The organism is Nocardia sp. bgisy134, from assembly GCF_057708325.1.
This window is the reverse complement of the sequence record NZ_JBYIRW010000022.1, coordinates 36,032-60,953: the sequence shown is the minus strand read 5'-3', so window position 1 is coordinate 60,953 and position 24,922 is coordinate 36,032. Positions and strand designations below refer to the sequence as shown.

Genomic DNA, 24,922 nt, shown 5'->3' with positions numbered 1-24,922 from the left:
GTGGCAGATCCAGCGAGGTACCGGCCGGCCCCCGGTACGATCCCCGTCGAACCCGGCGTCTACAAATTCCGGGACGCACAGCAGCGGGTCATCTACGTCGGCAAGGCCAAGAGCCTGCGCAGCAGGCTGAATTCCTATTTCGCCGACGTGGCCTCGCTGCACCCGCGCACCAAGCAGATGGTCACCACCGCCGCCGGCGTGGAGTGGACGGTCGTCTCCACCGAGGTGGAGGCGCTGCAGCTGGAATACAACTGGATCAAGGAATTCGATCCGCGGTTCAACGTGCGCTACCGGGACGACAAGTCCTACCCGGTGCTGGCCGTGACCTTGAACGAGGAATACCCGCGCCTGTTCGTCTACCGCGGCGCGCGCAAGAAGGGCGTGCGGTATTTCGGCCCGTACGCGCACGCCTGGGCCATTCGCGAGACGCTCGACCTGCTGCTGCGGGTGTTCCCCGCGCGCACCTGCTCGAACGGAGTCTTCAAGCGGCACAACCAGATCGGGCGTCCCTGCCTGCTCGGCTATATCGACAAGTGTTCCGCGCCGTGCGTCGGCAGGGTCACCGCCGACGAGCACCGCCGGATCGTGGACGATTTCTGCGACTTCCTCGCCGGGCGCACCGACCGGATGGTGCGCGATCTGGAGCGGCGCATGCACGCCGCCGCCGAGGACCTGGACTTCGAGACCGCGGCCCGGCTGCGCGACGACGTGCAGGCGCTGCGCCGCGCGCTGGAGAAGCAGGCCGTGGTGCTCGGCACCGGCACCGACGCCGACGTGATCGCCTTCGCTACCGACGAATTGGAGGCGGCGGTGCAGATCTTCCATGTCCGCGACGGCCGGGTGCGCGGTCAGCGCGGCTGGGTGGTCGACAAGTCCGGCGACGCCGTGGACACCGCGGCGTCCGGCGGTGAGCTGGCCGCGTTGGTCGAACAGTTCCTCACCCAGTTCTACGGCGAGCAGGTCGCCAACGCCGACGAGAGCCCGGACGAGCAGCCCGCCACCGTCGTCCCGCGCGAAGTGCTCGTGCCCGAGCTGCCCGCCGACCACGAGCAGATCCAGGAGTGGCTGAGCAGGCTGCGTGGTTCGGCGGTGCAGCTGCGCGTCCCGCAGCGCGGCGACAAGAAGGCACTCGCCGAGACCGTGCAGCGCAACGCCGCGGAGGCGCTCGCCCAGCACAAGCTCAAGCGCGCGGGCGACCTCACCTCCCGGTCCGCGGCCCTGCAGGACATCCAGGACGCGCTCGAGCTGGACAGCGCGCCGTTGCGCATCGAGTGCGTGGACATCAGCCACGTGCAGGGCACCGACGTGGTGGCCTCGCTGGTGGTGTTCGAGGACGGCCTGCCGCGCAAGTCCGAGTACCGGCACTACGCGATCAAGGAGGCCGCGGGCGACGGGCGCTCCGACGACGTCGGAAGCATCGCCGAGGTGACCAGGCGGCGGTTCTACCGGCTGCGCAAGGAACGCGACGAGATCGAGCGCGAGGAACTCGACGACGGCGTCGCCTCGCCGCTCGTCGACGCGGGCCCGGCCGCCGAGCCGGACGACGACGCCGCCGAACTCGAGCTCACCTCGCGCCCCGGCATCGACCCGCGCACCGGCCGTCCGCGCAAGTTCGCCTACCCGCCGAACCTGTACGTGGTCGACGGTGGCGCACCCCAGGTCGCGGCCGCCGCCGAGGTGCTGGACGAACTCGGCATCACCGACGTCGCCGTGATCGGCCTGGCCAAGCGCCTGGAGGAGGTCTGGGTGCCCGGCGAGCCCGACCCGGTGATCATGCCGCGCAACAGCGAGGCGCTGTTCTTGCTGCAACGGGTCCGCGACGAGGCGCACCGCTTCGCCATCACCTTCCACCGCAGCAAACGCTCGCGGCGAATGACCGCCTCCGCGCTGGATTCGGTGCGCGGACTCGGCGCGACGCGCCGGACCGCGCTGGTCACGCATTTCGGTTCGGTGGCCAAGTTGAAGGAGGCGACAGTCGAGCAGATCACCGAGGTACCCGGCATCGGCGTGGCGACGGCGAAAGCCGTGCTCGCGGCGCTGCGGGACGAGTGAGGGACCGCAAAATCTCCAGCTCCGGTCCGACCTGCATATATCCTCGGTACCGTTCATGTTCGTAAGCCGTCCTCATCACGGAGGGTGAGCGCGCATGCCCGGTACCGAATCCGGTGCGGGATGATCGAGAGGCACCTAGACACGGATTCCGGTAGGACATGACACGCGTCGAATCGAACAACAGTGCGGGCAGTCCGCGTGCGGGCAATCAGCTGCGGCAGCAGGTCGAAGTGGTCATCGTGACCGGCCTGTCCGGCGCGGGCCGCGGCACGGCCGCGCGCGTGCTGGAGGATCTGGGCTGGTACGTCGCCGACAACCTGCCGCCCGAGCTGATCGGCAGGCTCGTCGAGCTCGGCGCCTCCGCGGAACCGCCGATCCGGCGGCTCGCGCTGGTCATGGACGTGCGCAGCAGATTCTTCACCGGTGACCTCTCGGTGGTCACCGAACAGCTGCGCGCGCTCGGCGTGCGGACCAGGGTGTTGTTCCTCGAGGCCTCCGACGACGTGCTGATCCGCCGCTTCGGATTCGCCCGCAGGCGGCACCCGCTGCAGAGCGAGAGCGCCGACGGCACGCTGTCCGCCGGCATCGCCGCCGAACGGGTGCGGCTCTCCGCCGTGAAGACGGCCGCCGACCTCGTGATCGACACCACCGAGTTGTCCATTCACCAGTTACACCGCAAGCTGGAGGAGGCCTACGGCGGCGGCGCGCCCGCCGCCTTGCAGCTGACCGTGCAGTCCTTCGGCTTCAAGTACGGGGTTCCGTTGGACGCCGACATGGTGTTGGATGTGCGTTTTCTACCCAATCCACATTGGATACCGGAACTGCGGGAACACACGGGACAGGAGACGGTGGTCAGCGAGTACGTGCTGTCGCGCCCCGGGGCGACCGACTACCTGCACACCTGCCGCCACCTCGTCGACCTGACGACGAACGGTTACCGCCAAGAGGGGAAGCGATACATGACGGTGGCAGTGGGCTGCACGGGGGGCAAGCACCGCAGCGTGGCGATCGCCGAGGCGCTGTGCGAACTCATCGGATCGGAGTCGGACGGCTCGGCCGACGTCGTGCGGGTCGTGCACCGGGATCTGGGGCGCGAATGACCGGGTGGGAATCGAATCCCGCCATCGTCGCGCTCGGTGGCGGCCACGGCCTGTACGCCACCCTGACGGCGGTGCGGCGGCTGACCAGGAAGATCTGCGCGGTGGTTACCGTCGCAGACGACGGCGGGTCCTCCGGCAGGCTGCGCGCGGAGCTGGGGGTGCTGCCGCCGGGGGATCTGCGCATGGCCCTGGCCGCATTGGCCGCGGACCCCGAAGGAGTGTGGACGCAAACCGTCCAGCATCGTTTCGGCGGCACCGGCGCGCTCGCGGGTCATTCGGTCGGCAATCTCATTCTGGCGGGGCTCACCGAGGTGCTCGGCGATCCCGTGGCCGCGCTGGACGAGGTGGCCAAGATGTTGCGCGCCAGCGGCCGGGTGCTCCCGATGTCGCCGATCGCGCTCGACATCGAGGCCGATGTCTCGGGGCTGGAAGCGGACCCTCGGGTCAGCCGCTGTATCCGCGGCCAGGTGGCGGTCGCCACGACGCCGGGCAAGGTGCGGCGCGTGCGGCTGATCCCGTCCGATCCGCCCGCGAGCCCGGAGGCGACCTCGGCCATCGAACACGCCGACGTGGTGGTGCTCGGGCCCGGCTCGTGGTTCACCAGCGTGATTCCGCACGTCCTCGTTCCCGAGCTGCGCGACGCGCTGGTCTACACCAGAGCCAGAAAGGTGCTGGTGCTCAACCTCGCCGCGGAGCCAGGGGAGACGGCCGGTTTCTCCGCCGAGCGTCATCTGCATGTATTGTCCCAGCACGCACCGGAATTCGTGGTCGACGAGGTCTTGGTCGATTCCGGCTCGGTCCCGGAGGGCCGGGAACGCGAACATGTGGCCAGGGCTGCCGAACAGTTGCGGGCGCGAGTAACCTTCTCCGATGTCGCCGAAGCGGGAACGGACCGGCATCACCCCGGAAAGCTTGCCGCCGCACTGGATCAGCTGATCCGGCAACCTCGGCCGCAAATGGCAGGACTTCGAGTCGAAGGACGGCACATGGGCGCGGATGTGCGGTCCGGGTTGGGTGGAAAGGAGCGCGTCTCGTGGCGATGACAGCCGAAGTGAAAGACGAGCTGAGCAGGCTCACGGTGTCGCAGGTCAGTTCCCGCAAGGCGGAGCTCTCCGCCCTGTTGCGTTTCGCGGGTGGCCTGCACATCGTCGGGGGTCGGGTGATCGTCGAGGCCGAGGTGGACATGGGTTCCATCGCTCGACGGCTACGCCGGGAGATCTTCGAACTGTACGGCTACGGCTCCGATGTGCACGTGCTCGGTGCGGGCGGTCTGCGCAAGACCTCCCGCTACGTCGTGCGAGTGTCGAAGGAGGGCGAGGCGCTGGCCAGGCAGACCGGTCTGCTCGACGTGCGCGGCCGCCCGGTGCGCGGACTGCCTGCCCAGGTGGTCGGCGGCAGCATCGCCGACGCCGAAGCCGCTTGGCGCGGAGCGTTTCTCGCGCACGGCTCGCTCACCGAACCGGGTCGCTCTTCGGCGCTCGAGGTCAGCTGCCCCGGCCCGGAGGCGGCGCTCGCGCTGGTCGGCGCGGCCCGCAGGCTGGGCATCACGGCCAAGGCGCGCGAGGTGCGCGGCACCGACCGCGTCGTGGTGCGCGACGGCGAGGCCATCGGCGCGCTGCTGACCAGGATGGGCGCCCAGGACACCCGGCTCACCTGGGAGGAGCGCCGGATGCGCCGCGAGGTGCGCGCCACCGCCAACCGGCTGGCCAACTTCGACGACGCGAACCTGCGCCGCTCGGCGCGCGCCGCGGTCGCCGCGGCCGCCAGGGTCGAGCGTGCGCTGGACATCCTCGGCGACGAGGTGCCCGATCACTTGGCCGCGGCGGGCAAGCTGCGCGTCCAGCACCGCCAGGCGTCCCTGGAGGAGCTCGGTCAGCTCGCCGACCCGCCGATGACGAAAGACGCTGTGGCGGGCCGGATTCGGCGCCTGCTCTCGATGGCGGACCGGCGCGCCAAGGAACTCGGCGTGCCCGACACCGAATCCGCTGTGACCGCTGAGCTTCTCGACGAGGCCTGACAGCGCTCGAGTCACCCGCACGCCCCGAGGGCCGATATCCGGCGCTCGGGGTGTGTCGCGTACGGGGCCTCGAGGTTCGCCGCTATCCGAGGGGGCGTCTCGTCTGCACGGAGTTCACGCGCCGGGATCGCGAAGCATGGCCCACGTGACGGGACCGCCGTCCGGGATCTCCACCGTCGCGGTGACGCGAAAGCCGAGCCGCTCGTAGAAGCCGACGTTGCGTTTCTCGGAGGTCTCCAGGAAGGCGGGCACACCCGCGCGCTCGGCGGCCGCCAGCCCCGGCCGGATCACGGCGCTGCCGAGCCCGCGTCCCTGACTGTCCGGGTCGACGCCGACGGTGCCGAGGAACCAGACGGGTTCGACCGGGCGGTGCGGTGCGAGCGCGGCCTCCGCCGCCGCGTACGCCGCGGCGCGGTCACCGGCCAGCTCGGCGAACCGCGGCGCGAGTTCGGCGAAGACCGGGCCCGCGTCGGTGTCGGGGGTGGTCCAGACGGCGATGGCCGCGCCCTCGTCGGCGACCCAGACATGACCGTGCGGCAGACCGACGTGGGTCAGGAAAAGTTCCTGCATGCCGCGAATCCGCTGGTCGTGGTCGTGGGCGTCGATGGTGTGGCGAGTCCACGCATAGTCGGTGAAGGCCCGGCTCAGGGTCAGGGCGGCGCGGGGAATGTCGGAGAGAGCCGCTGGTCGCACGGTCACGGAAGCGGGCTGGGACGACTGTTCGGTACGCACTGTGTCCATACTGCCGTGCCGCGCGATATTCGCCGTCGAATATTCGGCCGTCTCAGCCGGGCTGCGCCGCGCCGCGTCCCCGTGCGGGCGTCGTAGGCGCGTGTTCGGGCGACGTGACAGCGAAAGGCGTTGGGGCGCTAGGCTTCCGCGACACGCGGAATTCTGTCGAGGGGGATTGTCACCGTCCCGGTCGCCACGCGGGCGGCACGGACGGGCGTCCGCACTGGCCGCGACGTGGCGCGCCGCCGCCGGATCGCGACCGGTCACGGCTCTCCGGCGGTGCTCACCATGCGAGGTGCGTGTCGGAGAGGTGACGGCCGGGCATTAGTGTGAGTGAGGCATCGGAATGAATCCGCTTGAAAGCTGAGGAGCGATAACGTGACTGTCCGGGTAGGCATCAACGGCTTCGGCCGTATCGGACGTAACTTCTTCCGGGCGGTGGAGGCGCAGAAGGCGCTCGGCACCACCGATATCGAGATCGTCGCGGTCAACGACCTCACCGACAACGCGACCCTGGCCACGCTGCTGAAGTACGACTCGATCCTCGGCCGTCTGCCGCAGGATGTCTCGCTGGACGGCGAAGACACCATCGTGGTCGGCGACCAGCGGATCAAGGCCCTGGCCATCAAGGAAGGCCCGGCGGCCCTGCCCTGGGGCGACCTGGGCGTCGACGTCGTCGTCGAGTCCACCGGCATCTTCACCGACGCCACCAAGGCCAAGGGCCACCTGGCGGCGGGCGCCAAGAAGGTCATCATCTCCGCCCCGGCCAAGGGCGAGGACCTGACGGTGGTCATGGGTGTCAACGACAGCCAGTACGACGGCAGCCAGAACATCATCTCCAACGCGTCCTGCACCACCAACTGCCTCGGTCCGCTGGCCAAGGTCCTCAACGACGAGTTCGGCATCGAGCGTGGCCTGATGACCACGATCCACGCCTACACCCAGGACCAGAACCTGCAGGACGGCCCGCACTCCGACCTGCGCCGCGCCCGCGCCGCCGCGCTGAACATCGTGCCCACCGGCACCGGCGCCGCCAAGGCCATCGGCCTGGTGCTGCCCGAGCTGCAGGGCAAGCTGGACGGCTACGCGCTGCGCGTGCCGGTCCCGACCGGCTCGGTCACCGACCTGACCGCGACCCTGAGCAAGTCGGCCACCATCGACGAGATCAACGCCGCGTACCAGGCCGCCGCCGAGGGCCCGCTGAAGGGCATCCTCAAGTACAACACCGACCCGATCGTGTCCAGCGACATCGTCACCGACCCGCACTCGTCGATCTACGACGCGCCGCTGACCAAGGTCATCGACGATCAGGTGAAGGTCGTGTCCTGGTACGACAACGAGTGGGGCTACTCCAACCGCCTCGCCGACCTCATCGGCCTCGTCGGCAAGAGCCTCTGAGCCGCATGACTGTCAAGACGCTCCAGGATCTCCTGAACGAGGGTGTCGAGGGTCGGGGCGTGCTGGTGCGCTCCGACCTGAACGTCCCCCTCGACGACAACGGTCAGATCACCGACCCCGGCCGCATCATCGCCTCGGTCCCGACGATCGAGGCGCTGGTCCAGGCCGGCGCCAAGGTGGTCGTCACCGCGCACCTCGGTCGTCCGAAGGGCGAGCCGGACGCGAAGTTCTCGCTGGCTCCGGTCGCCGCGAAGCTGGCCGAGCTGCTCGGCCGCAACGTCCAGCTGGCCGGTGACGTGGTGGGCTACGACGCGCTCTCGCGCTCGGAGGGCCTCACCGACGGCGACGTGCTGCTGCTGGAGAACGTGCGCTTCGACCCCCGCGAGACCAGCAAGGACGAGGCCGAGCGCGGCAAGCTCGCTGCCGCCCTCGTCGAGCTGGTCGGCGAGGACGGCGCGTTCGTCTCCGACGGCTTCGGCGTCGTGCACCGCAAGCAGGCCTCGGTCTACGACGTGGCCGAGCTGCTCCCGCACTACGCGGGCACGCTGGTCGCGGCCGAGGTCGACGTGCTGGCCAAGCTGACCCAGAACCCCGCGCGGCCGTACGCGGTCGTGCTCGGCGGCTCGAAGGTCTCCGACAAGCTGGCGGTCATCGAGGCGCTGGCTCCCAAGGTCGACACCCTGGTGATCGGCGGCGGCATGTGCTTCACCTTCCTTGCCGCACAAGGCCTTCCGGTGGGCTCCTCGCTGCTGCAGGAAGAGATGATCGAGACCTGCAAGGGCCTGCTCGAGCGCTTCGGCGACGTCATCCACCTGCCGCGCGACATCGTGGTGGCGGACAAGTTCGCGGCCGACGCCGATTCGAAGGTCGTGCCCGCCAACGAGATTCCCGAAGGCTGGATGGGTCTGGACGTGGGCCCGGAGTCGGTCGCCCGGTTCGCGGCGCTGCTCACCGAGGCGAAGACGGTGTTCTGGAACGGCCCGATGGGCGTGTTCGAGTTCGACAACTTCGCCGCGGGCACCCGCGGGGTCGCCGAGGCCATCGTCACCGCCACCGGTAAGGGCGCGTTCACCGTGGTCGGCGGCGGCGACTCGGCCGCGGCCGTGCGCGCGCTCGGACTGCCCGAGGACGGTTTCTCGCACATCTCCACCGGCGGCGGCGCGTCGCTGGAGTACTTGGAGGGCAAGGAACTCCCCGGCATCAGCGTTCTGGAGGGCTGATCCATGGCACGCAAACCGCTCATCGCGGGCAACTGGAAGATGAACCTCAATCACCTCGAGGCCATCGCCCTGGTGCAGAAGATCGCCTTCGCGCTGCCGGAGAAGTACTTCGCCAAGGTCGACGTCGCGGTCATCCCGCCGTTCACCGACCTCCGCAGCGTGCAGACTCTCGTGGAGGGCGACAAGCTGCTGATCACCTACGGTGCGCAGGACGTCTCCGTGTACGACGCGGGCGCCTACACCGGTGAGATCAGCGGCAGCATGCTGGCCAAGCTCGGCTGCACCTTCGCGGTGGTCGGGCACTCGGAGCGCAGGCAGTACCACAACGAGGACGACGCCACCGTGCTGGCCAAGGCCAAGCAGGCGCTCGAGCACGGCATCACGCCGATCGTCTGCATCGGCGAGGGGCTGAACGTCCGCGAGGCGGGCACGCACGTCGAGTACAACCTCGAGCAGCTGCGTGGTTCGCTGAAGGGCCTGACCACCGAGGAGATCTCGAAGGTCGTCATCGCCTACGAACCGGTGTGGGCCATCGGCACCGGCAAGGTCGCCACCCCCGCCGACGCGCAGGAGGTGTGCGGCGCCATCCGCGCCGAGCTGGGCGAGCTGGCCTCGCCCGAGGTCGCCATGGACGTGCGGGTGCTCTACGGCGGTTCGGTCAACGCCAAGAATGTCGGCGAGCTGGTCGCTCAGCCGGACATCGACGGTGCGTTGGTCGGCGGCGCGTCGCTGAAGGGCGACGAGTTCGCCACCCTCTCCGCGATCGCCGCGGGCGGCCCGCTGCCCTGAGTGATCCAGACGGCTTCGCCCTCGAGGTGATCCAGAGGGCTTCGCCCTGAGATATCGAGGGCGCTGCCTTCGGATAGTGAGGGTGTCGCCCTGACGCTCGATCGAAGGGCCCGGTATCGCGTGTGCGATACCGGGGCTTTTCGTTCGGGCGGCGCTGTGTTTCGACAGCGCGGTGTTGCGCTGTGCTTTGCGTGGCGCTGCTTCGTTCTCGGCGACAACCGTGCGGCGGCCGGTGGCGCGTTTCGTGCGTGATGCTGGGCAGGCTCGATCTTCAAGGCTGACAAGGATTTCCGTGCGCTCCAGGAACCCTCGGCTGTCCACCGACCGGCAACCGCCACGAGTGGACGACGCGAGCCGGGCGCCCCTCAGGCGGACGTGATCGCTACTGCGCCGTCAGGGTGAGACCGTGCCCGTTCTGGTTGCGCAGGGTCAGGATGTCGGCGTCGATGGTGGCGGTGGTCGTCCCGTCGAGTGCGCGCAGCACCACGGTCTCGACCTCCATCACCTCCGGCGGGCACATCATCTTGGTGGCGCCCAGCCGGAAGGTGACCTTCTGGCCGCCCTGCCCCGGCTCGATGGTGGCCGTGCCGGTCAGCCGGTTGCAGCCCGCCGATCCGGAGACGGCGCCGTCCTCGGCGATCACCAGCGTCGGCTTCGCGTCGTCGATGGCCTGGGACCGGATCTGCGCGTCCGGGGTGATCAGCCCGTTCACCACCCACGTGGTGCCGCGCAACGGCTTGTCCGGTCGCGCGACCTTCTTGTCCAGCAGCGTGACGGTCTGCTCGTTGTTCTGCAAGGTCAGGGTGTCGCCGTCGAGCTTCCAGGTGGGCGCGGAATTCAGCAGCGTGTCCACCCAGCGATCCGCGTCGGCCAGCTCGCCGGGACAACCGATCAGCGTGCTCGCCAGTTCCTCGGCTCGCAGCACGTGGTCGTCGAGCGTCACCGCCCCCGAGATCGTGTTGCATCCCGCGGACGCGGTGACCTTGCCGTCCGCGAACCGCAACGAGAGCGGGCCGCCACCGGGAATCGGCTCTCCCCGCACCTGCGTCGACAAGAACGTGCGTCCCATCGGCGTCGCCACGGGCTCGCTCGGCTCGGTGTCGTCTCCGCCGGAGCAGGCGGCGACGCCGAAGGCGAGCAACAGCACCGGGACGAATCGCAGGAGTGAGGACGCCATGGGCGCGATGCTACCGAGATCGGGGCTCGCGCCGCGGGATCCCAGCCTGCGCCGGTCGGACCCGGGACGAGAAACGTTCGGGGACAGTGCCGACGACGAGCGCGCACGCCACTCGGCCACTGCCGACATCGGCTTCGACCTTTGCGGCGGACCAGGCAAGATGTCGGGGACGAATCGAGCTCGGATGATCATCGTGAATCGTGGGGAGGGCGCGGGTGCGAGTGTGGACGTTGCAAGCGCCGGAAGTGGTTGCGGCGCTGCGGAGCCGGGGCCGCTACCGGGCGTCGTGGGATCGGGTGGTCGTGAACTGGCGGCCCGCCTACCGCGCCATGGTGGCGCAGATGGAGCGCAGCGGCATCGCCTGCGGCGACGATCCGCCGGTGTGGTGCTGGCCGGGGCGGGCGCTGCGCCGCAGGCGGGTGCGGATGACCGCGGACCTGTTGCTCGGCGACGATCAATGGGCGCACGGCGTGTGCCTGCTGCGGTTGACCGTGCCGCCCTCGGCCGCGCTCGCGACGTCCTACGCCCGCTGGAACGACTACCTGGGGGAGACGATGGCCATGCTCGCGGCGGCGGGACGATCCGAAGGTCCGGCGTTCGGGCCCGAGGAGGCGGCGATGGATTGGCGCGGCGTCCCGGTCGACGAATGGGACGCCACCCAGATCGTGCTGCCGGAGCTGCGCCGCGAATGGCTGGTCGGCGTCCGCCACTACCCGCCCGGAGCCGATGCCGCTGCCCGGATCGCCGCCGACCCCGCACTCCGAAGTACGTCATGCTGGACACCATGACGATCTCGCTCGACCAGGCCGACTCCGTGGTTGCCGCCGCCCGCCGCGCCGCGACCGACCGCGGGGAAACCGTCACGATCGCGGTGGTCGACGGCGACGGCAGGTTGATCGCGTTCGCACGCATGCCTGGCGCCGCGCTGCCGACCATCGACTCCGCCCAACACAAGGCTGCCGCCGCGATCGTGCTCGGCTTCGACACCATTCAGATGGCCTCGCTGAGCGACCCGGGTCATCTGTTGCCCGGCGCCGTCTCCTCTGGCGATCCGATCGTGCCGCACGGTGGAGGTGTGCTGATACGAGCGGGCGGGGTCGTGATCGGTGCGCTCGGAGTATCCGGCGCAACGACCCCGATCGTCGATCACAAGATCGCGTCGACGGCCGCAGGCTGAGTGCACTTCCGCTTCACGGCACCCCGAATCGGCGTAGACCTCGCTGTCGCGGGCGCCGCTGGAAGCGGTCCGCGGACGTCGGGCGCGGCGGTATATTCGACGGGCTCGACGCTCGTAGTTCGACCAGAAGATGGGATACCGATTCGGACAGCTACGAAGGGAGAGTTGCCATGGCCGACGCCACCCAGGTATTCGCCGAGATCGATCTCGATGATGACGGCTACATTTCCGTCGCCGAACTGAAGGAATACCTCGATCGCACTCGTCCGGTCAGCGACGCCGCAGGCTCCAGGTACTTCGGGTTGCTCGACAAGAACAAGGACGACCAGATCAGCTTCGAGGAATTCGAGCAGTCCTACCTGGCAGGCCGCTAGTTCCGCGTCGCACCGCCAGCCGTCTCGGCAATCATCACGAGGCGGTGCTGGCCGTGCCGCTGTCGATCGCGCACCAGCTCGAGGCCCCGCAGCCCCGGACCCGCACAGTCCGGGGCTGCGCTGTGCGGTAGGGCTACAGGTTCTCGACGCGGATGGTGGTGTCGGCGAAACCTGACCGCGCTGGCGGCGGTGACTGGGCGGTGCTGTCCGGTCACGCAGGAGCAGCCTTGAATGGCAGCCCGACGGATGTGCGGAACGGTGCCGGTGCTCGCGGCGATATGCTCGGCGGAGTGACCACCGCCGACGCGACGACCCCGCTCTCCACCTGGGCGCCGCTGCGGTCGCCGATCTATCGGGCGCTGTGGATCGCGCAATTGGTGTCCAACCTCGGCACCTGGATGCAGACGGTCGGCGCGCAGTGGATCCTCGTCGACGAGCCGAACGCGGCGACGCTGGTGTCGTTGGTGCAGACGGCGATCACGCTGCCGGTCATGCTGTTGGCCATTCCGTCCGGGGTGATCGCCGACCTGGTGGACCGTCGTCGCCTGCTGCTCGGCGCCCAGTCCGCGATGGCGTTGCTCGCGACGCTGCTCGCGATCTCCACCGCGACCGGGCAGACCACCCCCGAGGTCCTGCTCACCCTGCTGTTCCTCTTGGGCTGCGGACAGGCGCTCACCGCGCCCGCGTGGCAGGCGATCCAGCCGGAACTGGTTCCGCGCGAACAGATTCCGTCCGTGGCGGCGCTGGGCAGCATGAACATCAACATCGGCCGCGCGGTGGGGCCCGCGGTGGCGGGCGTGCTGGTCTCGCTGTCGGGGCCGACGCTGGTCTTCGCGCTCAACGCGCTGTCCTTCGCCGGGATCGTCGCGGTGCTGGCCGTCTGGCGCAGGCCGGTCACCGATCGGCAGCTGCCCACCGAGCGACCGCTGGCCGCGTTACAGGCGGGCACCCGGTTCATCCGGGCCGCGCCCGCGATCCGCCGGGTGCTGCTGCGATCGATCCTGTTCATCGCGCCCGCGAGCGCGCTGTGGGCGCTGCTTCCGGTGATCGCGCGGGACTCACTCGGCCTGTCGTCCTCCGGCTACGGCCTGATGCTCGGCGCGCTCGGCCTCGGCGCCGTGCTCGGCGCGGCGGGTCTATCGCGGATCCGCGCGCTGTTGACGCCGACGCAGCGGCTGACCACGGCCGCGGTGCTGTTCGGCGTGGCGTCGGCGGGCGCGGCGCTGCTGCACACCGTGGCGGTGGTGCTGGTGCTGCTGGTGGCCGCGGGTCTGGCCTGGCTGCTGGCCATGTCCACGATGAACTCCACCATGCAGCTGCTGCTGCCCGCCTGGGTGCGTGCCCGCGGGCTCTCGGTCTACATGCTGGTCTTCATGGGCGGGCAGGCGATCGGCTCGCTGTTCTGGGGTCTGGTGGCCGGTGCGCTCGACTCGGTCGCCGCGCTGCTCATCGCCGCGGCGCTGTTGGCGGGCAGTGCGGTGAGCAGCGTGTGGTTGCCCATCCGGCACAACGCCGAGGAACTCGATCACACGCCCTCGGCGTTCTGGCCGGAGCCGCAGCTGGTGGTGGAACCGCAGCCCGCCGACGGCCCCGTGCTGGTGCTGCGGTCCTACGACGTGCCGGAGGACCGGGTCGAGGAATTCCTCGAGGCGATGGCGTTCGTTGGGCGCTCGCGCCAGCGCACCGGCGCGATGGAATGGCGGTTGTACCGCGACGTCGGCGTGGTCGACCGCTATGTCGAGGCGTTCGTGGTGCGCTCCTGGGCCGAGCACATGCATCAGCACCAGGTCCGTCTGACCGCGCAGGACCAACTCCGCGAGCACGCGGTGGCGGAGTTCGGCGCGGGCGAGGAACAGATCACCCACTTGGTCGGAGTCGACCGCAGGTAGCGCGCGGCCCCCGGCCGAGCCAGAGCCGGGGCAGCGCCGCCGAGCCCCATTAGGCGCGGGATGAACCCACCCCATAGACTGATCGCCATGCGGATGTTCCTGGATATCCTCCTGATCATCACCAGCGTGCTGCTGGTGCTGCTGGTGCTGCTGCACCGCGCCAAGGGTGGAGGCCTGTCCAGCCTGTTCGGCGGCGGCGTGCAATCGAGCCTGTCCGGCTCCACGGTCGTCGAGAAGAACCTCGACCGCGTCACCATCTTCACCGGCCTCATCTGGGTCATCGCCATCCTCGGCATCGGCCTGGAGATCAAGTTCGCCTGAGCGGGCAACGGCCCGGACACCGGGCCTGCCGCGAACGTTGGCGCGCGATTCACTTCCCGTTACTCGACACGGTTAGCGTGACGAGCACGGGAAGGAGTCGGTATGGAACTCCGGCATCTGGTGTCGTTCCTGGTGCTAGCCGAGGAACTGCACTTCGGTCGCGCCGCGCAGCGGCTGCACCTGACCCAGCCGAGCCTCAGCGCGCAGCTGCAGAAGCTGGAGAAGTCCCTCGGCGTGCGGCTCGTCGCGCGGAATTCGCACGAGGTGAAGCTGACGTCGGCGGGCCGCGAGTTCGAGGGACAGGCCCGGCTGATCGTGGCGCAGGTGGATCGCGCCGCCGAGGTCAGCGCCCCGGCGCGGGTGACCACGCGCAACCGCTCGGGACGGACGCCCACGGTGACCGCCAGATCACCGTGGGCGCCCGCGATGCCGAGCGCGGCGTCGAGTCCCTCCGCGACCACACGCAGTCGACCGTCGCGCTCGGTGACGGTGGCGGACAGCAGGTTCATGGGCGGTGCGCCGAGGAAGCCCGCGACGAAGGTCGACCGTGGCCGGTCGTAGAGCTCCTCGGGCGGCCCGACCTGCGCCAGTGCGCCGTCCTCGAACAGCGCGATGCGGGTGGCCATCGTCATCGCCTCTACCTGGTCGTGCGTGACGTACAGGAACGTCGCACCGAGCCTGCGGTGCAGGGCGATGAGCTCCGCCCTGGTGGCGCTGCGCAGTTTCGCGTCCAGATTCGACAGCGGCTCGTCCATGAGGAACGGCCCCCGGATCGCGAACCATGGCGCGCGCCAAGGCGACTCGCTGCCGCTGGCCGCCCGACAGCGCGGCCGGGCGGCGGCGCAGCAGCGGAGTCAGCTCGAGCGCCGCGGCCACCTCCGCCACCTGCTCGGCGATCAGGGCGCGGGACAGCCGCCTGGCCCGGAGCGGGAACGCGATATTGCGTTCGACCGTGAGATGCGGATACAGCGCGTAACTCTGGAAGACCATGGCAAGGTCCCGCTGCTGCGGGGCCGCGCCGGTGATGTCGCGGCCGTCGAGCAGGACGCGTCCGGAGGTCGGCGTCTCCAGACCGGCGATCAGGCGTAGCAGCGTCGACTTGCCGCAGCCGCTCGGCCCGAGCAGCACCATGAACTCGCCATCGGCGATGTCCAGCGACACCTCGCGCACCGCGTCGGTCGCGCCGAAACGTTTCGACACCGCGTCGATCTGTAGCCGGGCCATCCGGGTCCTCCTCTCGCACCGAGACCTGTCGAGTGTCGGGCGGAGCGGGGGCATGGCAGCGGGCGATAGGAGAAGCCGATCGCGCGAATCACGTCCCGCTGTCGACCGCCGCTCGGACGCGCCGTGACGGCACGGTCTTCTCGCCGACGTCGGCGCGCCGGGCGCCGACCCGACGACCAGAGGAGACACCCATGAGAAGCACACTCGTGACTTGCGCGCTACTGGCGGCCGCGCTCGCCTTCGGCGCCGCGCCCGCCGGGGCCGCACCGGAATCCGATGCGGTCGGATTCTCCGCTACCGCCACCGAGACATCGGCCGTGGTCACCGTCGACGCGGGCTCGATGGTGGTCGACGACGGCGTGTTCGAGATCCGCGCCACGGACGGCACGGTGCTCGCGGGCACCGATTGGCTTTCCGCGTCGACGATTTCGTGTTCCCCATCGCCGCGGAGATCGCCGGGCGCTCGGCCACGCTGACGCCGCGATTCGATCTCGCGCACGCCGCCTACCGGCCGGTCGCCCTGCCCTTCGAGGAGCAGGCGCCGTGGAAGTCGGAATACGAGCGGGAGCAGGCGGCCTGGAGCCGGATGACGTCCACCATCTCGATGGGGGCCACCATCGGGACGCTGGTCGGCGGATTGGGCGGCGCGGCGGTCGGCTGTGTCCTCGGCGGCGTCGTCGGCGCGACCGTGGCGTCGGCGACCATCGTCGGGCTGTTCGGTCCGTTCATTCCCGCCGCGGGGGTGGGCTGTCTCGGCGGCATCGTCGCCATCGGCGCCCTCGGCACCGTCGCGGGTCAGCTGCTGGTGACCGCGCCCGTCGCCGTCTTGGCCGCGGCCCAGTACTTCACGACGATCAACACTCCGTTCCCGAAGAAGTGACCTCGGCGGCCGTGTCGCGCGCTCGCTCGCGCGTCACGACCAGCGCCGTGACGACCGCCAGGCCGAGGACGGCGGTGGCGATGCCGAACGCCGCGGGATAGCCGTCGCCGAGCACCGGCGCGACGACGAGCGGGCCGAGCATCTGGCCCGCCCCGTAGACGGCGGTGAGCGGTGCGGCGGCGTCGGCCCCGGACAGCTCACCGCCCACACGCATGGCGAGCATGACGATGCCCATGAAGGTGGCGCCGAACAGCGCCGCCGACACCACCATCGCCCAGCTCGCGCCCGTCACCGCGGGCAGCAACGCCGAAACGCTTTGAGCGAGTAGCGCGATCGGCAGCGCGACGGCGGGCGTCACGCGGCGCGCGGCCGCCGCCCACAGCACCGTGGCCGGCGCCGCGGCCGCACCGACGACGATCCAGGCCGAGGACCCGAGCGCCGCGCCGCGCTGATCGCTCACCGCCGCCACGAGGAAGGTGCCGATGACGATGTAACCGAGGCCCTCCAGGAAATACGCCGCGAGCAGCGCCCGCCAGGCGCGGCTCGGCGGGGAGGCGGCGTGTCCGGCGGACCCGCCGGGATGGATGTCGAGGCGCAGTGCGGGCGCGAGCAGGATCGCGGTGAGCGCGGCTGCCCCGAGCCACATGCCCTGCCAGGACAGCACCGGCCGCACCGCGAGCACCAGCATGCCGGTCAGCGCGATACCGAAACCCACACCGCCGAAAGCGATTCCGGCGGCCCGGCCGGAGCCGTCGTGCCTGGCCATCGCGCTCGCGCAGCCGACGAACACCACGGCGCTGGCGATTCCCGCGATCAGCCGCAACGCGGCGGCGAGCGCCGTCGGCGCGGGCAGCGCCATCAACGCCTCGCTCGCGACCAGGGCCACGGCGGCGACCCGGAAGGATCGCGGATTGTTGCCTTTCGGCTTGCGCGCCAGCAGCACCGCGCCGAGCAGATAACCCGCGTAGTTGGCGGTCGCGATGACCGCTCCGTCGCTCGCGGTGATGCGGTGGGCGTCGACCATGACCGGCAGCAGCGGCGTGTAGACGAAGCGCCCCACGCCCATCGCGGCGGCCAAACCCGATGCGGCGGCCAGCGCGGGGCGCAGGGTGGCGGACGGGGCGGCGACGGCGGTACTGATCACGTGACCCGACGGTACCGCGCCGCGAATCAGTCGTTGCGCGGCACCCGGCCGTCGACATCGGTGAAGCCGTACTCGTCGGCGAGGTCGGCCACCCGCCAGGCCCGTCCGGTGCGGGCGCGTCGGCGGGGATCGGCGGCCAGCGCCACGACGGCGCGCCCGGGGAAACGCGGCGTCTCGGCGACGGCGAGGTCGAAGGTGCCCTCGCCGGGCAGCGTGACCAGGCGCCGTCCGTCGGCGTCGGCGGGGACCAGTTGCAGCAGTTCGGTATCCACGATGCCCGGCCAGAGCGAGACCACGGTGACCTCGGTGTCGGCCAGGTCGTGCGCCATGTCCGCGGTGAGCCGGTCCAGCGCCGTCTTGGCGACGCCGTAGACCGCGTTGTGCATGTACCGTCGCGACCCCGGCGACGAGATGTTGACGACGAGCCCGCCGGAGCCGATGAGCAGCGGCGCCGCGAAGAAGCTTGCCGCGTAGTGGGATCGGACGCCCACGTCGAAGGTCTCGTCCCAGGCGGTCGGCGGCACCTCCCAGAACGGTTTGCCGAGCCAGCGCGCGGCGGCGGGGGAGTTGTAGACGTTGTTCACCAGCACGTCGAGACGACCCTGCTCGGCGCGCACCCGCTCGAACAGCCGCTGCACGGCGTCGTCGTCGCGGTGATCGCAGACAAAGGGGATGCCGCGCCCGCCGAGCGCGTCGATCTCGGCCGCGGTGTCGTGGACCGTGCCGGGTAGTCGGCCCGGCGTCGCCGACCGGCCGGTGATGTACACCGTCGCGCCCGCCGCGCCCAGTTCCAACGCGATGCCCTTGCCGATGCCGCGGCTCGCGCCGGTGACGACCGCGACCCGGCCGTGGAGTTCTCGAGGTATTCCGCTCACGACTCCCGGACATTACCGTGAAACATAGAACAGGTTCTAAGTTTGGAGGCGAGAGTGGAGCCGACGCATCGGTTCGTGACCACCAACGGTACCCGGATGCACGTCACCGAACAGGGTAGCGGCCATCCCGTGGTGTTCTGTCACGGTTTCCCGCACACCGGGTTCGTCTGGCATCGACAGCTGGCCGCGGTCGCCGCCGCCGGATATCGCGCCCTCGCGCCCGACCTGCGCGGGTACGGCCGGACCGAGGCTCCCGACGACCCGGCGCACTACACGAACGAGGCGGTGGCCGGTGATCTGCTCGGCCTGCTCGACGACATCGGCGCCGAGCGCGCGGTGTTCGTCGGGCTGGATTTCGGCGCCGCCCTGGTGTGGGAACTGGCGCTGCGCGCGCCCGAGCGCGTCGCGGGCCTGATCGTGCTGAACAATCCGTACGCGCCGCGCCCGCCGCGGGCGCCCTCGGAGCTGTGGGCGAAAGCGGCCGCGCGCCATTTCCTGCACCTGGACTATTTTCAGCGGCCCGGCGTCGCCGACGCCGAACTCGGGGCCCGTCCGCGCGAATTCCTCGCCCGCGTCTACTACTCGCTCAGCGCCGACTACCACTACCTCGACACGTGGCGGTTCCCCGCCGAGGGCACCGGCTATCTCGACGTGCTCCCCGAGGCGCCCGCGCTGCCGTGGCGATGGCTCTCCGAGGACGAATTCGACACCCTGGCAGCCGATTTCGAGCGCACGGGTTTCACCGGCGGCCTCAATTGGTACCGCAATCTGGACCGGAACTGGAGCCTCACGGCCGACTACGCCGACGCGCGGGTGACCGTGCCCACCTACTTCCTCTACGGCGAGCGCGACCCGGATATGGAGGGTTTCAGCGGCCGCGATCCGTTGGGGACGCTGCGCGCGTACGTGTCGGATCTTCGTGCGGTGACGAAGGTTTCGGACGCCGGGCACCTCGTCCAGCTCGAACGAAGCGACGAGGTGAACGCGCTGATCACGGCGCATCTCGCCGACCTGGCGCCCGCGACGGCCGACCTCCCGGCCTGACAGCGCCCGGTCATCGCGGCATCGGCGGGACACGACCGGCGACGACCCTGGTGCGGACGGCCGTGAGCACCGTGATCACCAGGACCGTGACGATCTCCAGGAGGTTCCAGGGGAGAGCGTCGGCGGTGGGTTCGACGGGCTGCGGGTCGGCCGCTTGCGGTGGGCGCGCGGGCAGAGCTTGGGGTTCCGGTGCTTGCGCCGGAACAGGTTCGGGCGCGGCCTGCGGGATCGGAACGGGAGTCGGCGGATCGAGGCGGAGCGGAATACCCGGCGTCGGCGGGGTCATCGGCAACAGCAAGAGACACGTGAACAGTGCGCCGCTGCCGAAAGCGCTTCCCGCGGCGCTACCGAGCGCCGAACCGCTGGAACCGGGGCCGACCAGGCCGCTGCCGGTCGAGCTGCCGAGCGCGGACCCGCTGGAGCCGAAGCCGACGAGGCCGGGACTCACGGGGCCGCTGCCGCCGCCGCTACCGAGCGCGGAGCCGAGAGCGAGCGCGGCGCTGCCCGCCGCGGCGCTTCCGGTGCAGGCGGCGCGGACGCTGCCGACATCGAGGCCGAGGGCTTCGGCCGGTGTGGCCGGTGCGAGGGCGAGTTCGGTGTCGGCGGGAGCGACCGGGACGGTCTCGGGCTCGTGCACCGGGGTGTAGCTGCCGGTCGAGGCAGGGAGAATCGGTGCGTAACGCGGCGTGAGGTCCAAAGGGATTGCCGCGGAGACACTTCCGGTGTCGATCGGCTGTGCACCCGCGCTTCCGCTGACGAGGCTCGGCGGAAGGAGGGGCGGAGCCGGTTGGGCGGCGGCGAGTGGCGAATAGGCCAGCGAGGCTGCCATCAGGGGGAGTGCGGCGAGACCGACTGTCGCACACAGGGTTTTCGTGCCCCATGCGCCCGATCGGAGTTCGCCCGATCCGTCCCCGCTGCGGCCGTGTCTACCGGTGCGGAACATCGCCGACGCCGATCGCGGTGGCGGGTGCGGGATTCGGCGTGCGTTCGCCGATCTGCTCGAAACGTGACAGCGCGTACTCGTAGGCGTCCCTCGGGACGCGGTTCCCGCCGGAGAACGGACGGTCCAGGTTGTGGATGGCGAGCACCGCCGCGCCCACCACCACGCCGAGCAGCACGGTCATCGCGACGCTGCGCCTGGTCACCCGCAGGCCGGAGAGCACGGGACTGAGCAGCAGCAGGATGGTGCCGAAACACAGTGCAAGATAGAGGAATCCGGGCACCCCGCCGCCGGTGTCCATGGCCCGGTCGTGCCTGGCCTGCGCGACCCGGTCGAGTCCGGCCAGCGTGTCGGCGGCCGCGTCGCCCGAGGGCAAGGCTGCGACGTCGGCGCGCAGCGTGTCGAAGGTGTCCTGGGTGAGCGGACTGAGCCTGTGCTCGGTGTCCATCACCGCCCACTCCCCGGTGACGACCTGGTCGGTGTACCCGCGCACCGAACTCTGGACGAGCTGTCGATCGGGGTCGGGCAACTCCTGCGCGGCGGCGTAAGTGTCCACCAGCGCTTTCGATTCCGCGACCGTGTGATTGTGCGCGCTCTGGTACTGCTGCCAGCAGATCACCACCACGAAGGCGACGACCGCCGTGAAGAACGTCTTGATGAGGTCGAGAACCAGGGTGCCCGACGCCTCGTCGCTCGTCTGCCGCCACGACTGGGGGCGTAGGCGATCACCCACCACGAAGACCGTCAGCGCCGAGACCGCCGCGGCGACCGGAACGAGGAACTCCAAGGCCATATCGGCACCGCCTTCCACACGACTGAGCCGCCGAGGTGACACCTCGGCGCGACACGTGATCGCGGACAGCAGCGATCGTCAGGTATTCGAGGCGGCGTCAGGGGTGGATGAGATCCCTTGGCGTGTCGCGCATTCGGTGAGTCGCGCGGTATCGGCGTGCTCGCTGGACGCCGCCGCGCCAGGCGACCGGTAGTGTGACCGCATGAGAATCGGGGGAGTCGACTGGCGGCGTGGGGCGCCGCGGTGGTGGATCGCCTGGGTGCTGGGCACAGCGGGACTCTCGGGTCTCTGTTGCCTCGGATTGATCTTTCAGAACGCTGTGGAAGGCTACGAAGACCTCACCCTGATCTTGCTCCTGGCGTTGTTCTCGGCCGGAGTGTCCTGGCTGATCTGCGGACTGGTCGGGTTGATCGCCTATGGCAACGGCAGGTTGAGCTTGGTTGCGCCGCTGCTGGTGGTCTGCGCGGTGGGGCTGGTCTGGACGGGTCTGCCCGAAGATCTGGGGTGGCGGTTGTCGAAGGGCAGCCTCGAACGGGCTGCCGCCGACTGCGTGGTGTCCGATGCCGATGCCCGCTACGGCGTGTACACGATCACCAAAGTCGAGCAGTACCGAGGCGGTTGTCTGTTCGAGACGCGAGGTCTGCTCAGCCTGAGCGGCTACGCGTACATGCCCAACGGCGCGCCGGAATCGCAGGGTGAGTACGAGTACAAGTTCCGTCCTTACGACGGCGTCTGGTTCCGGTACTGGGTCTTCTAGCAGGCCGCGCGCCGACGCACCCCCGCGCGGCCGTCGTCCGTGGCTCAGCGGTACTCCGCCGCCAGCTCCGGGTAGTCCGCCCAGCGCGGCAGCTGGCGGAATTCGAGGTAGGCGGTGAGCCGGTCCAGCAGGTACTGCCAGCGCGGGCCGACGGCGCTCGCGTCGGTGTGAGAGAGGTGGCGGCGGACGAGCTCGAGGTTGGTGACGACGCCGACCTGGGTGAGCCGCAGCTCGAGGAGGCAGCCGTCGACGTGGACGACGAGTTCGTGCGGCGCGACGCAGTGATCGACGCGGACCGCGATCGGGCCGGGCACCGGGCCGTCCGCCGGCTCGATCGTGAAGTTGCCGCTGCCGCCCGACACGGCGCCGAGCCAGCGTTCCAGCTGGCTGCGGGACGTGCACGCCGACCAGACGTCCAGCACCGGCTGACGGTAGGACCGCAGATAGTGCAGCAGCACGCGATCGTCGCCCGTCTTCGCATCGTGCTCGGGTCGCACCTCGCCCAGGATGGACATCGTGGTCATCGCCCTGCCCTTTCGCCGCTGGTCACCATTGCTTTCTCCAGGGTATTTCCCGGGACCGCCCGTCGAACCGCGAACACGCGGATCGCACGCTAATCGGTGAGCAGTTCCGCGGCGGCCTTCTCGATGCCGGTCTCGTCCAGCAGCACCGAATCCGCGGCGGGCCCGAGCGGAACGAAGCTGTCCGCGCTGGTGATCCGCGCGACCCGGCCCGTGAAACCGGCGTCGACCAGCGCCGCGCACACCGATTCGGAAACGCCGCCGCTGTGCCGGGTTTCGTCGGCGATCAGCACCCGCCCGGTGGCGCGGGCATGCGTCAGCAGATCATCGACCGGCAGCGGGCTCAGCCAGCGCAGGTCGAGCACCCGGGTGCGGACGCCGCGAGCCGCGAGCCGCTCCGCCACCCGCAGGCTCATGGGGACGCCGTTGGCGAAGCTGACGATCGTGAGGTCGTCGCCGTCGCCGTAGACGCGGGCCCGGCCGATCTCCACGTGCTCCCCTGCGGCACCTGGCGCGAGCCAGGCGCTGTCGCCCGGGTGCAGGTCCTTGGTGTGATACAGCGCGATCGGCTCGAGGAAGACGCAGACCCGTCCGTCCACCCGCGCCGCCGAGACGCAGGTGCGCAGCAGCGCGGCCGCGTCGTCGGCGCGGGCCGGGACCGCGATCACCAGCCCGGGGATATCACGCAGCGCCGCAACGGAATTGTCGTTGTGGAAGTGCCCGCCGAACCCCTTCTGATAGGCCAGGCCCGCGATCCGCACCACCATCGGATTGCGGTAGCGGCCGTGCGAGAAGAACTGGAGGGTGGCGGCCTCGCCACGCACCTGGTCGGCGGCGTTGTGCAGGTAGGCGAGGTACTGGATCTCCGGAATCGGGACGAAACCGGCGAGCCCCGCACCGAGCGCGGTGCCGAGCACGCTCTGTTCGTCGAGCAGCGTGTCGAAGACGCGGCGCGCGCCGAAGCGCTTCTGCAATCCCTTGGTGACGCCGTACACGCCGCCCTTGCGTCCCACGTCTTCGCCGAACACCAGCACGTCGGGGTCGCGTTCGAGCAGGGCCGCCAAGGTGTGGTTGATCGCCTGCGCGATGGTCATCCCGGGCTCGCCCGCCTGCGCCGGCCGTCGACGGTCCGAACCGGTGAGCCGCACCCCCAGCCGGTGCGTCGCGGCCGGTGCGGGCGTCGTGTCCCGCAGCACGTCGGCGCGCACGGCGTCGGGACGCGCGGGCGCCAGCGGCGCCGTGACGGCCGCGACGGACGTCAATTTCGGTTCCCGCCAGACCAATTCGGCCATGGCCGAGACCCGGTGGCCGATCTCGTCGTAGAGCCCGACGACCTCGTCGGGACTCGCCAGCCCATGCTCGACGAGCAGCCGGGCCGTCGCGACGACCGGGTCACGCTCCAGATCGGCCGCGATATCGGCGGGCCTGCGGTACGCGGTTTCCATGTCCGACCCCGCGTGCCCGAGCAGCCGCACCGTGCGCAACCGCAGGAACGCGGGCGCGCGGTGCTCGCGCACCCAGCGCACGGCGCGTTCGGAGACGGTCAGCGCGTCGATCGGATCGCAGCCGTCGGCGGTGAAATACGCCAGCCCGGGCCGGGTTCCGTAGGCGTGTTCGATCCAGTCCGGCGGGGTGGGCACGCTGATGCCGATGCCGTTGTCCTCGCAGACGAACAGGATCGGCACCGAAATGCCCTGGTGCGCGGTGTGCACGGCGGCATTGACGGCGCCCGCCGCCGTCGAGTGGTTGGCCGAGGCGTCGCCGAAAGTACACAGCACCACCGAATCCCGCGGCCACGCCGGTGTGATGCCGAGCCGCGCCGCGCGCTCGATCGCGAACGCCAGGCCGACCGCTCGCGGTAGATGCGAGGCGATGGTGGAGGTCTGCGGGATGACGTGCGCCGGTTTGCTGCCGAAGACCTTGTGCCTGCCGCCGGAGATCGGGTCGACCGCCGCGGCGACCACGCCGAGCAGGATGTCACGGATCGGATCGAGCCCCCGCACCCGCCGCGCCCGGTGCACGAAGAAGGCCCCCGAACGATAGTGCAGCAGTGCGGGATCGGTGGCCCGCATCGCGATCGAGAGCGCAACATTCCCCTCGTGACCGGACGACCCGATGCTGTAGTACCCGCGCTTGGCCACGCCGAGCCCGCGCGCCGCCAGATCGAGCTGCCTGCTGGTGGCCTGCGCGTCGAACACCTCGAGCAGGGTGGCGCGGGAGATGCCGGGGGCGACGTCATCGTCGCGGGCCGGTCGCGTCGCCAGTGTGCCGATCTCGGCGCGAAAACGCTCGTCCAGCGCCTGTCCCGGATTCGCGCCGGATTCCGGCGACATGCCGCTCATCGCCGGTCCGCGCGACAGGAACTCGGCCGACCGGCACGGGCCGCGTCATCCCGCCGGTGACCCGACGAGCCACCGGCGAAACTATCGACGACCAGGTGCGGCATGCGACCTCCCGTATCGAGAGCGCTCAACGCCGTGCGCTAGGTAGTGCCCGGC

The 24,922-nt window shown here is 70.3% G+C and carries 22 protein-coding genes and 3 pseudogenes; 16 read left to right on the top strand and 9 right to left on the bottom strand.

Translation table 11 applies throughout. The features are described from left to right. From uvrC to whiA, 4 genes are all read left to right on the top strand, one after another. On the top strand, positions 1-2,052 hold the full coding sequence (gene uvrC / locus AC3ERS_RS30845; protein WP_431971645.1) for an excinuclease ABC subunit UvrC: 2,052 nt from the start codon (positions 1-3) through the stop codon (positions 2,050-2,052). 158 nt (positions 2,053-2,210) lie between these two features. Next, positions 2,211-3,152: an RNase adapter RapZ gene (gene rapZ, locus AC3ERS_RS30840; protein ID WP_431971644.1), complete on the top strand. Its 942-nt coding sequence runs from the start codon at positions 2,211-2,213 to the stop codon at positions 3,150-3,152. After that, on the top strand, positions 3,149-4,195 hold the full coding sequence (locus AC3ERS_RS30835; RefSeq protein WP_067780407.1) for a gluconeogenesis factor YvcK family protein: 1,047 nt from the start codon (positions 3,149-3,151) through the stop codon (positions 4,193-4,195). Before rapZ ends, AC3ERS_RS30835 begins: the two co-directional genes overlap by 4 nt. Next, entirely contained in the window at positions 4,192-5,169 is a 978-nt protein-coding gene (whiA, locus tag AC3ERS_RS30830) for a DNA-binding protein WhiA (RefSeq protein ID WP_357459559.1), read from the top strand. Before AC3ERS_RS30835 ends, whiA begins: the two co-directional genes overlap by 4 nt. A gap of 114 nt (positions 5,170-5,283) precedes the next feature. On the opposite strand, the gene AC3ERS_RS30825 is transcribed toward whiA, so the two are convergent. Next, positions 5,284-5,868 (bottom strand): GNAT family N-acetyltransferase, encoded by a 585-nt coding sequence (locus AC3ERS_RS30825; RefSeq protein WP_431971643.1) that lies wholly within the window; start codon positions 5,866-5,868, stop codon positions 5,284-5,286. Positions 5,869-6,279: 411 nt separating this feature from the next. On the opposite strand from AC3ERS_RS30825, the gene gap reads away from it, so the two are divergent. Genes gap through tpiA form a run of 3 tightly spaced genes read left to right on the top strand, consistent with a single transcriptional unit; the run spans position 6,280 to position 9,308 of the window. Continuing rightward, positions 6,280-7,299 carry a type I glyceraldehyde-3-phosphate dehydrogenase gene (gene gap, locus AC3ERS_RS30820; RefSeq protein ID WP_431971642.1) on the top strand — a complete coding sequence of 340 codons (1,020 nt, stop codon included), beginning with the start codon at positions 6,280-6,282 and terminating at the stop codon, positions 7,297-7,299. A gap of 5 nt (positions 7,300-7,304) precedes the next feature. After that, positions 7,305-8,519 carry a phosphoglycerate kinase gene (locus AC3ERS_RS30815; protein ID WP_431971641.1) on the top strand — a complete coding sequence of 405 codons (1,215 nt, stop codon included), beginning with the start codon at positions 7,305-7,307 and terminating at the stop codon, positions 8,517-8,519. A 3-nt stretch (positions 8,520-8,522) separates the two neighbouring features. Then, complete coding sequence (tpiA, locus tag AC3ERS_RS30810) at positions 8,523-9,308, top strand: triose-phosphate isomerase (protein ID WP_431971640.1); 786 nt, start codon at positions 8,523-8,525, stop codon at positions 9,306-9,308. A gap of 382 nt (positions 9,309-9,690) precedes the next feature. On the opposite strand, the gene AC3ERS_RS30805 is transcribed toward tpiA, so the two are convergent. Next, entirely contained in the window at positions 9,691-10,485 is a 795-nt protein-coding gene (locus tag AC3ERS_RS30805) for an META domain-containing protein (RefSeq protein ID WP_431971639.1), read from the bottom strand. A gap of 200 nt (positions 10,486-10,685) precedes the next feature. Here AC3ERS_RS30805 and AC3ERS_RS30800 point away from each other — a divergent pair, with 200 nt between their 5' ends. The 6 genes and pseudogenes from AC3ERS_RS30800 to AC3ERS_RS30775 all read left to right on the top strand — a co-directional run. Next, complete coding sequence (locus AC3ERS_RS30800) at positions 10,686-11,273, top strand: hypothetical protein (protein WP_431971638.1); 588 nt, start codon at positions 10,686-10,688, stop codon at positions 11,271-11,273. Then, the gene (locus tag AC3ERS_RS30795; RefSeq protein ID WP_431971637.1) at positions 11,270-11,662 is read left to right on the top strand and encodes a GlcG/HbpS family heme-binding protein; all 393 of its coding nucleotides are present in this window, start codon (positions 11,270-11,272) and stop codon (positions 11,660-11,662) included. The genes AC3ERS_RS30800 and AC3ERS_RS30795 overlap by 4 nt, the downstream gene beginning before the upstream one ends. A gap of 170 nt (positions 11,663-11,832) precedes the next feature. Next, positions 11,833-12,036 carry an EF-hand domain-containing protein gene (locus tag AC3ERS_RS30790; protein WP_431971636.1) on the top strand — a complete coding sequence of 68 codons (204 nt, stop codon included), beginning with the start codon at positions 11,833-11,835 and terminating at the stop codon, positions 12,034-12,036. Positions 12,037-12,314: 278 nt separating this feature from the next. Beyond that, a complete protein-coding gene (locus AC3ERS_RS30785; protein ID WP_431971635.1) occupies positions 12,315-13,925 on the top strand; it encodes an MFS transporter in 1,611 nt (536 codons plus the stop codon). Between the two features lie 87 nt (positions 13,926-14,012). Beyond that, entirely contained in the window at positions 14,013-14,246 is a 234-nt protein-coding gene (gene secG, locus AC3ERS_RS30780) for a preprotein translocase subunit SecG (protein ID WP_067835097.1), read from the top strand. Between the two features lie 102 nt (positions 14,247-14,348). Further along, positions 14,349-14,603 (top strand): annotated as a pseudogene (locus AC3ERS_RS30775) (LysR family transcriptional regulator); the annotation flags it as partial. On the opposite strand, the pseudogene AC3ERS_RS30770 reads toward AC3ERS_RS30775, so the two are convergent. Further along, positions 14,600-15,470 (bottom strand): annotated as a pseudogene (locus tag AC3ERS_RS30770) (ABC transporter ATP-binding protein); the annotation flags it as partial. The pseudogenes AC3ERS_RS30775 and AC3ERS_RS30770 sit on opposite strands and share 4 nt — an antisense overlap. A gap of 191 nt (positions 15,471-15,661) precedes the next feature. Between AC3ERS_RS30770 and AC3ERS_RS30765 the strand changes: the two are divergent. Next, a pseudogene (locus AC3ERS_RS30765) lies at positions 15,662-16,350 on the top strand (DUF8020 domain-containing protein). On the opposite strand, the gene AC3ERS_RS30760 reads toward AC3ERS_RS30765, so the two are convergent. Both AC3ERS_RS30760 and AC3ERS_RS30755 read right to left on the bottom strand, forming a co-directional pair. Continuing rightward, positions 16,325-17,494, bottom strand: a complete 1,170-nt coding sequence (locus AC3ERS_RS30760) for a YbfB/YjiJ family MFS transporter (RefSeq protein ID WP_431971634.1) — start codon at positions 17,492-17,494, stop codon at positions 16,325-16,327. The pseudogene AC3ERS_RS30765 and the gene AC3ERS_RS30760 overlap by 26 nt on opposite strands. A gap of 26 nt (positions 17,495-17,520) precedes the next feature. Beyond that, on the bottom strand, positions 17,521-18,369 hold the full coding sequence (locus tag AC3ERS_RS30755; protein WP_431971633.1) for an SDR family NAD(P)-dependent oxidoreductase: 849 nt from the start codon (positions 18,367-18,369) through the stop codon (positions 17,521-17,523). Between the two features lie 96 nt (positions 18,370-18,465). On the opposite strand from AC3ERS_RS30755, the gene AC3ERS_RS30750 reads away from it, so the two are divergent. Continuing rightward, the gene (locus AC3ERS_RS30750; RefSeq protein WP_431971717.1) at positions 18,466-19,413 is read left to right on the top strand and encodes an alpha/beta fold hydrolase; all 948 of its coding nucleotides are present in this window, start codon (positions 18,466-18,468) and stop codon (positions 19,411-19,413) included. A gap of 10 nt (positions 19,414-19,423) precedes the next feature. Here the strand turns inward: AC3ERS_RS30750 and AC3ERS_RS30745 are convergent, their stop codons facing one another. After that, positions 19,424-20,242, bottom strand: coding sequence for a hypothetical protein (locus AC3ERS_RS30745; protein ID WP_431971632.1), 819 nt, complete (start codon positions 20,240-20,242; stop codon positions 19,424-19,426). Between the two features lie 97 nt (positions 20,243-20,339). Further along, on the bottom strand, positions 20,340-21,146 hold the full coding sequence (locus AC3ERS_RS30740; protein ID WP_431971631.1) for a bestrophin-like domain: 807 nt from the start codon (positions 21,144-21,146) through the stop codon (positions 20,340-20,342). A 202-nt stretch (positions 21,147-21,348) separates the two neighbouring features. Between AC3ERS_RS30740 and AC3ERS_RS30735 the strand changes: the two genes are divergently transcribed. After that, on the top strand, positions 21,349-21,903 hold the full coding sequence (locus AC3ERS_RS30735; protein WP_431971630.1) for a hypothetical protein: 555 nt from the start codon (positions 21,349-21,351) through the stop codon (positions 21,901-21,903). A gap of 44 nt (positions 21,904-21,947) precedes the next feature. On the opposite strand, the gene AC3ERS_RS30730 is transcribed toward AC3ERS_RS30735, so the two are convergent. Continuing rightward, complete coding sequence (locus AC3ERS_RS30730) at positions 21,948-22,427, bottom strand: SRPBCC domain-containing protein (RefSeq protein WP_431971629.1); 480 nt, start codon at positions 22,425-22,427, stop codon at positions 21,948-21,950. Between the two features lie 89 nt (positions 22,428-22,516). Continuing rightward, a complete protein-coding gene (locus AC3ERS_RS30725; protein ID WP_431971628.1) occupies positions 22,517-24,766 on the bottom strand; it encodes a thiamine pyrophosphate-dependent enzyme in 2,250 nt (749 codons plus the stop codon). Positions 24,767-24,922: the final 156 nt, after the last annotated feature.

Bases quoted from the DNA above. Each gene is read 5' to 3' on its own strand.
- rapZ (WP_431971644.1), top strand. From the start codon at position 2,211: ATGACACGCGTCGAATCGAACAACAGTGCGGGCAGTCCGCGTGCGGGC.
- AC3ERS_RS30835 (WP_067780407.1), top strand. From the start codon at position 3,149: ATGACCGGGTGGGAATCGAATCCCGCCATCGTCGCGCTCGGTGGCGGC.
- whiA (WP_357459559.1), top strand. From the start codon at position 4,192: ATGACAGCCGAAGTGAAAGACGAGCTGAGCAGGCTCACGGTGTCGCAG.
- AC3ERS_RS30815 (WP_431971641.1), top strand. From the start codon at position 7,305: ATGACTGTCAAGACGCTCCAGGATCTCCTGAACGAGGGTGTCGAGGGT.
- tpiA (WP_431971640.1), top strand. From the start codon at position 8,523: ATGGCACGCAAACCGCTCATCGCGGGCAACTGGAAGATGAACCTCAAT.
- AC3ERS_RS30805 (WP_431971639.1), bottom strand. From the start codon at position 10,485: ATGGCGTCCTCACTCCTGCGATTCGTCCCGGTGCTGTTGCTCGCCTTC.
- AC3ERS_RS30795 (WP_431971637.1), top strand. From the start codon at position 11,270: ATGACGATCTCGCTCGACCAGGCCGACTCCGTGGTTGCCGCCGCCCGC.
- AC3ERS_RS30790 (WP_431971636.1), top strand. From the start codon at position 11,833: ATGGCCGACGCCACCCAGGTATTCGCCGAGATCGATCTCGATGATGAC.
- AC3ERS_RS30785 (WP_431971635.1), top strand. From the start codon at position 12,315: ATGCTCGGCGGAGTGACCACCGCCGACGCGACGACCCCGCTCTCCACC.
- secG (WP_067835097.1), top strand. From the start codon at position 14,013: ATGCGGATGTTCCTGGATATCCTCCTGATCATCACCAGCGTGCTGCTG.
- AC3ERS_RS30750 (WP_431971717.1), top strand. From the start codon at position 18,466: ATGCACGTCACCGAACAGGGTAGCGGCCATCCCGTGGTGTTCTGTCAC.
- AC3ERS_RS30745 (WP_431971632.1), bottom strand. From the start codon at position 20,242: ATGGCAGCCTCGCTGGCCTATTCGCCACTCGCCGCCGCCCAACCGGCT.
- AC3ERS_RS30740 (WP_431971631.1), bottom strand. From the start codon at position 21,146: ATGGCCTTGGAGTTCCTCGTTCCGGTCGCCGCGGCGGTCTCGGCGCTG.
- AC3ERS_RS30735 (WP_431971630.1), top strand. From the start codon at position 21,349: ATGAGAATCGGGGGAGTCGACTGGCGGCGTGGGGCGCCGCGGTGGTGG.
- AC3ERS_RS30730 (WP_431971629.1), bottom strand. From the start codon at position 22,427: ATGACCACGATGTCCATCCTGGGCGAGGTGCGACCCGAGCACGATGCG.
- AC3ERS_RS30725 (WP_431971628.1), bottom strand. From the start codon at position 24,766: ATGAGCGGCATGTCGCCGGAATCCGGCGCGAATCCGGGACAGGCGCTG.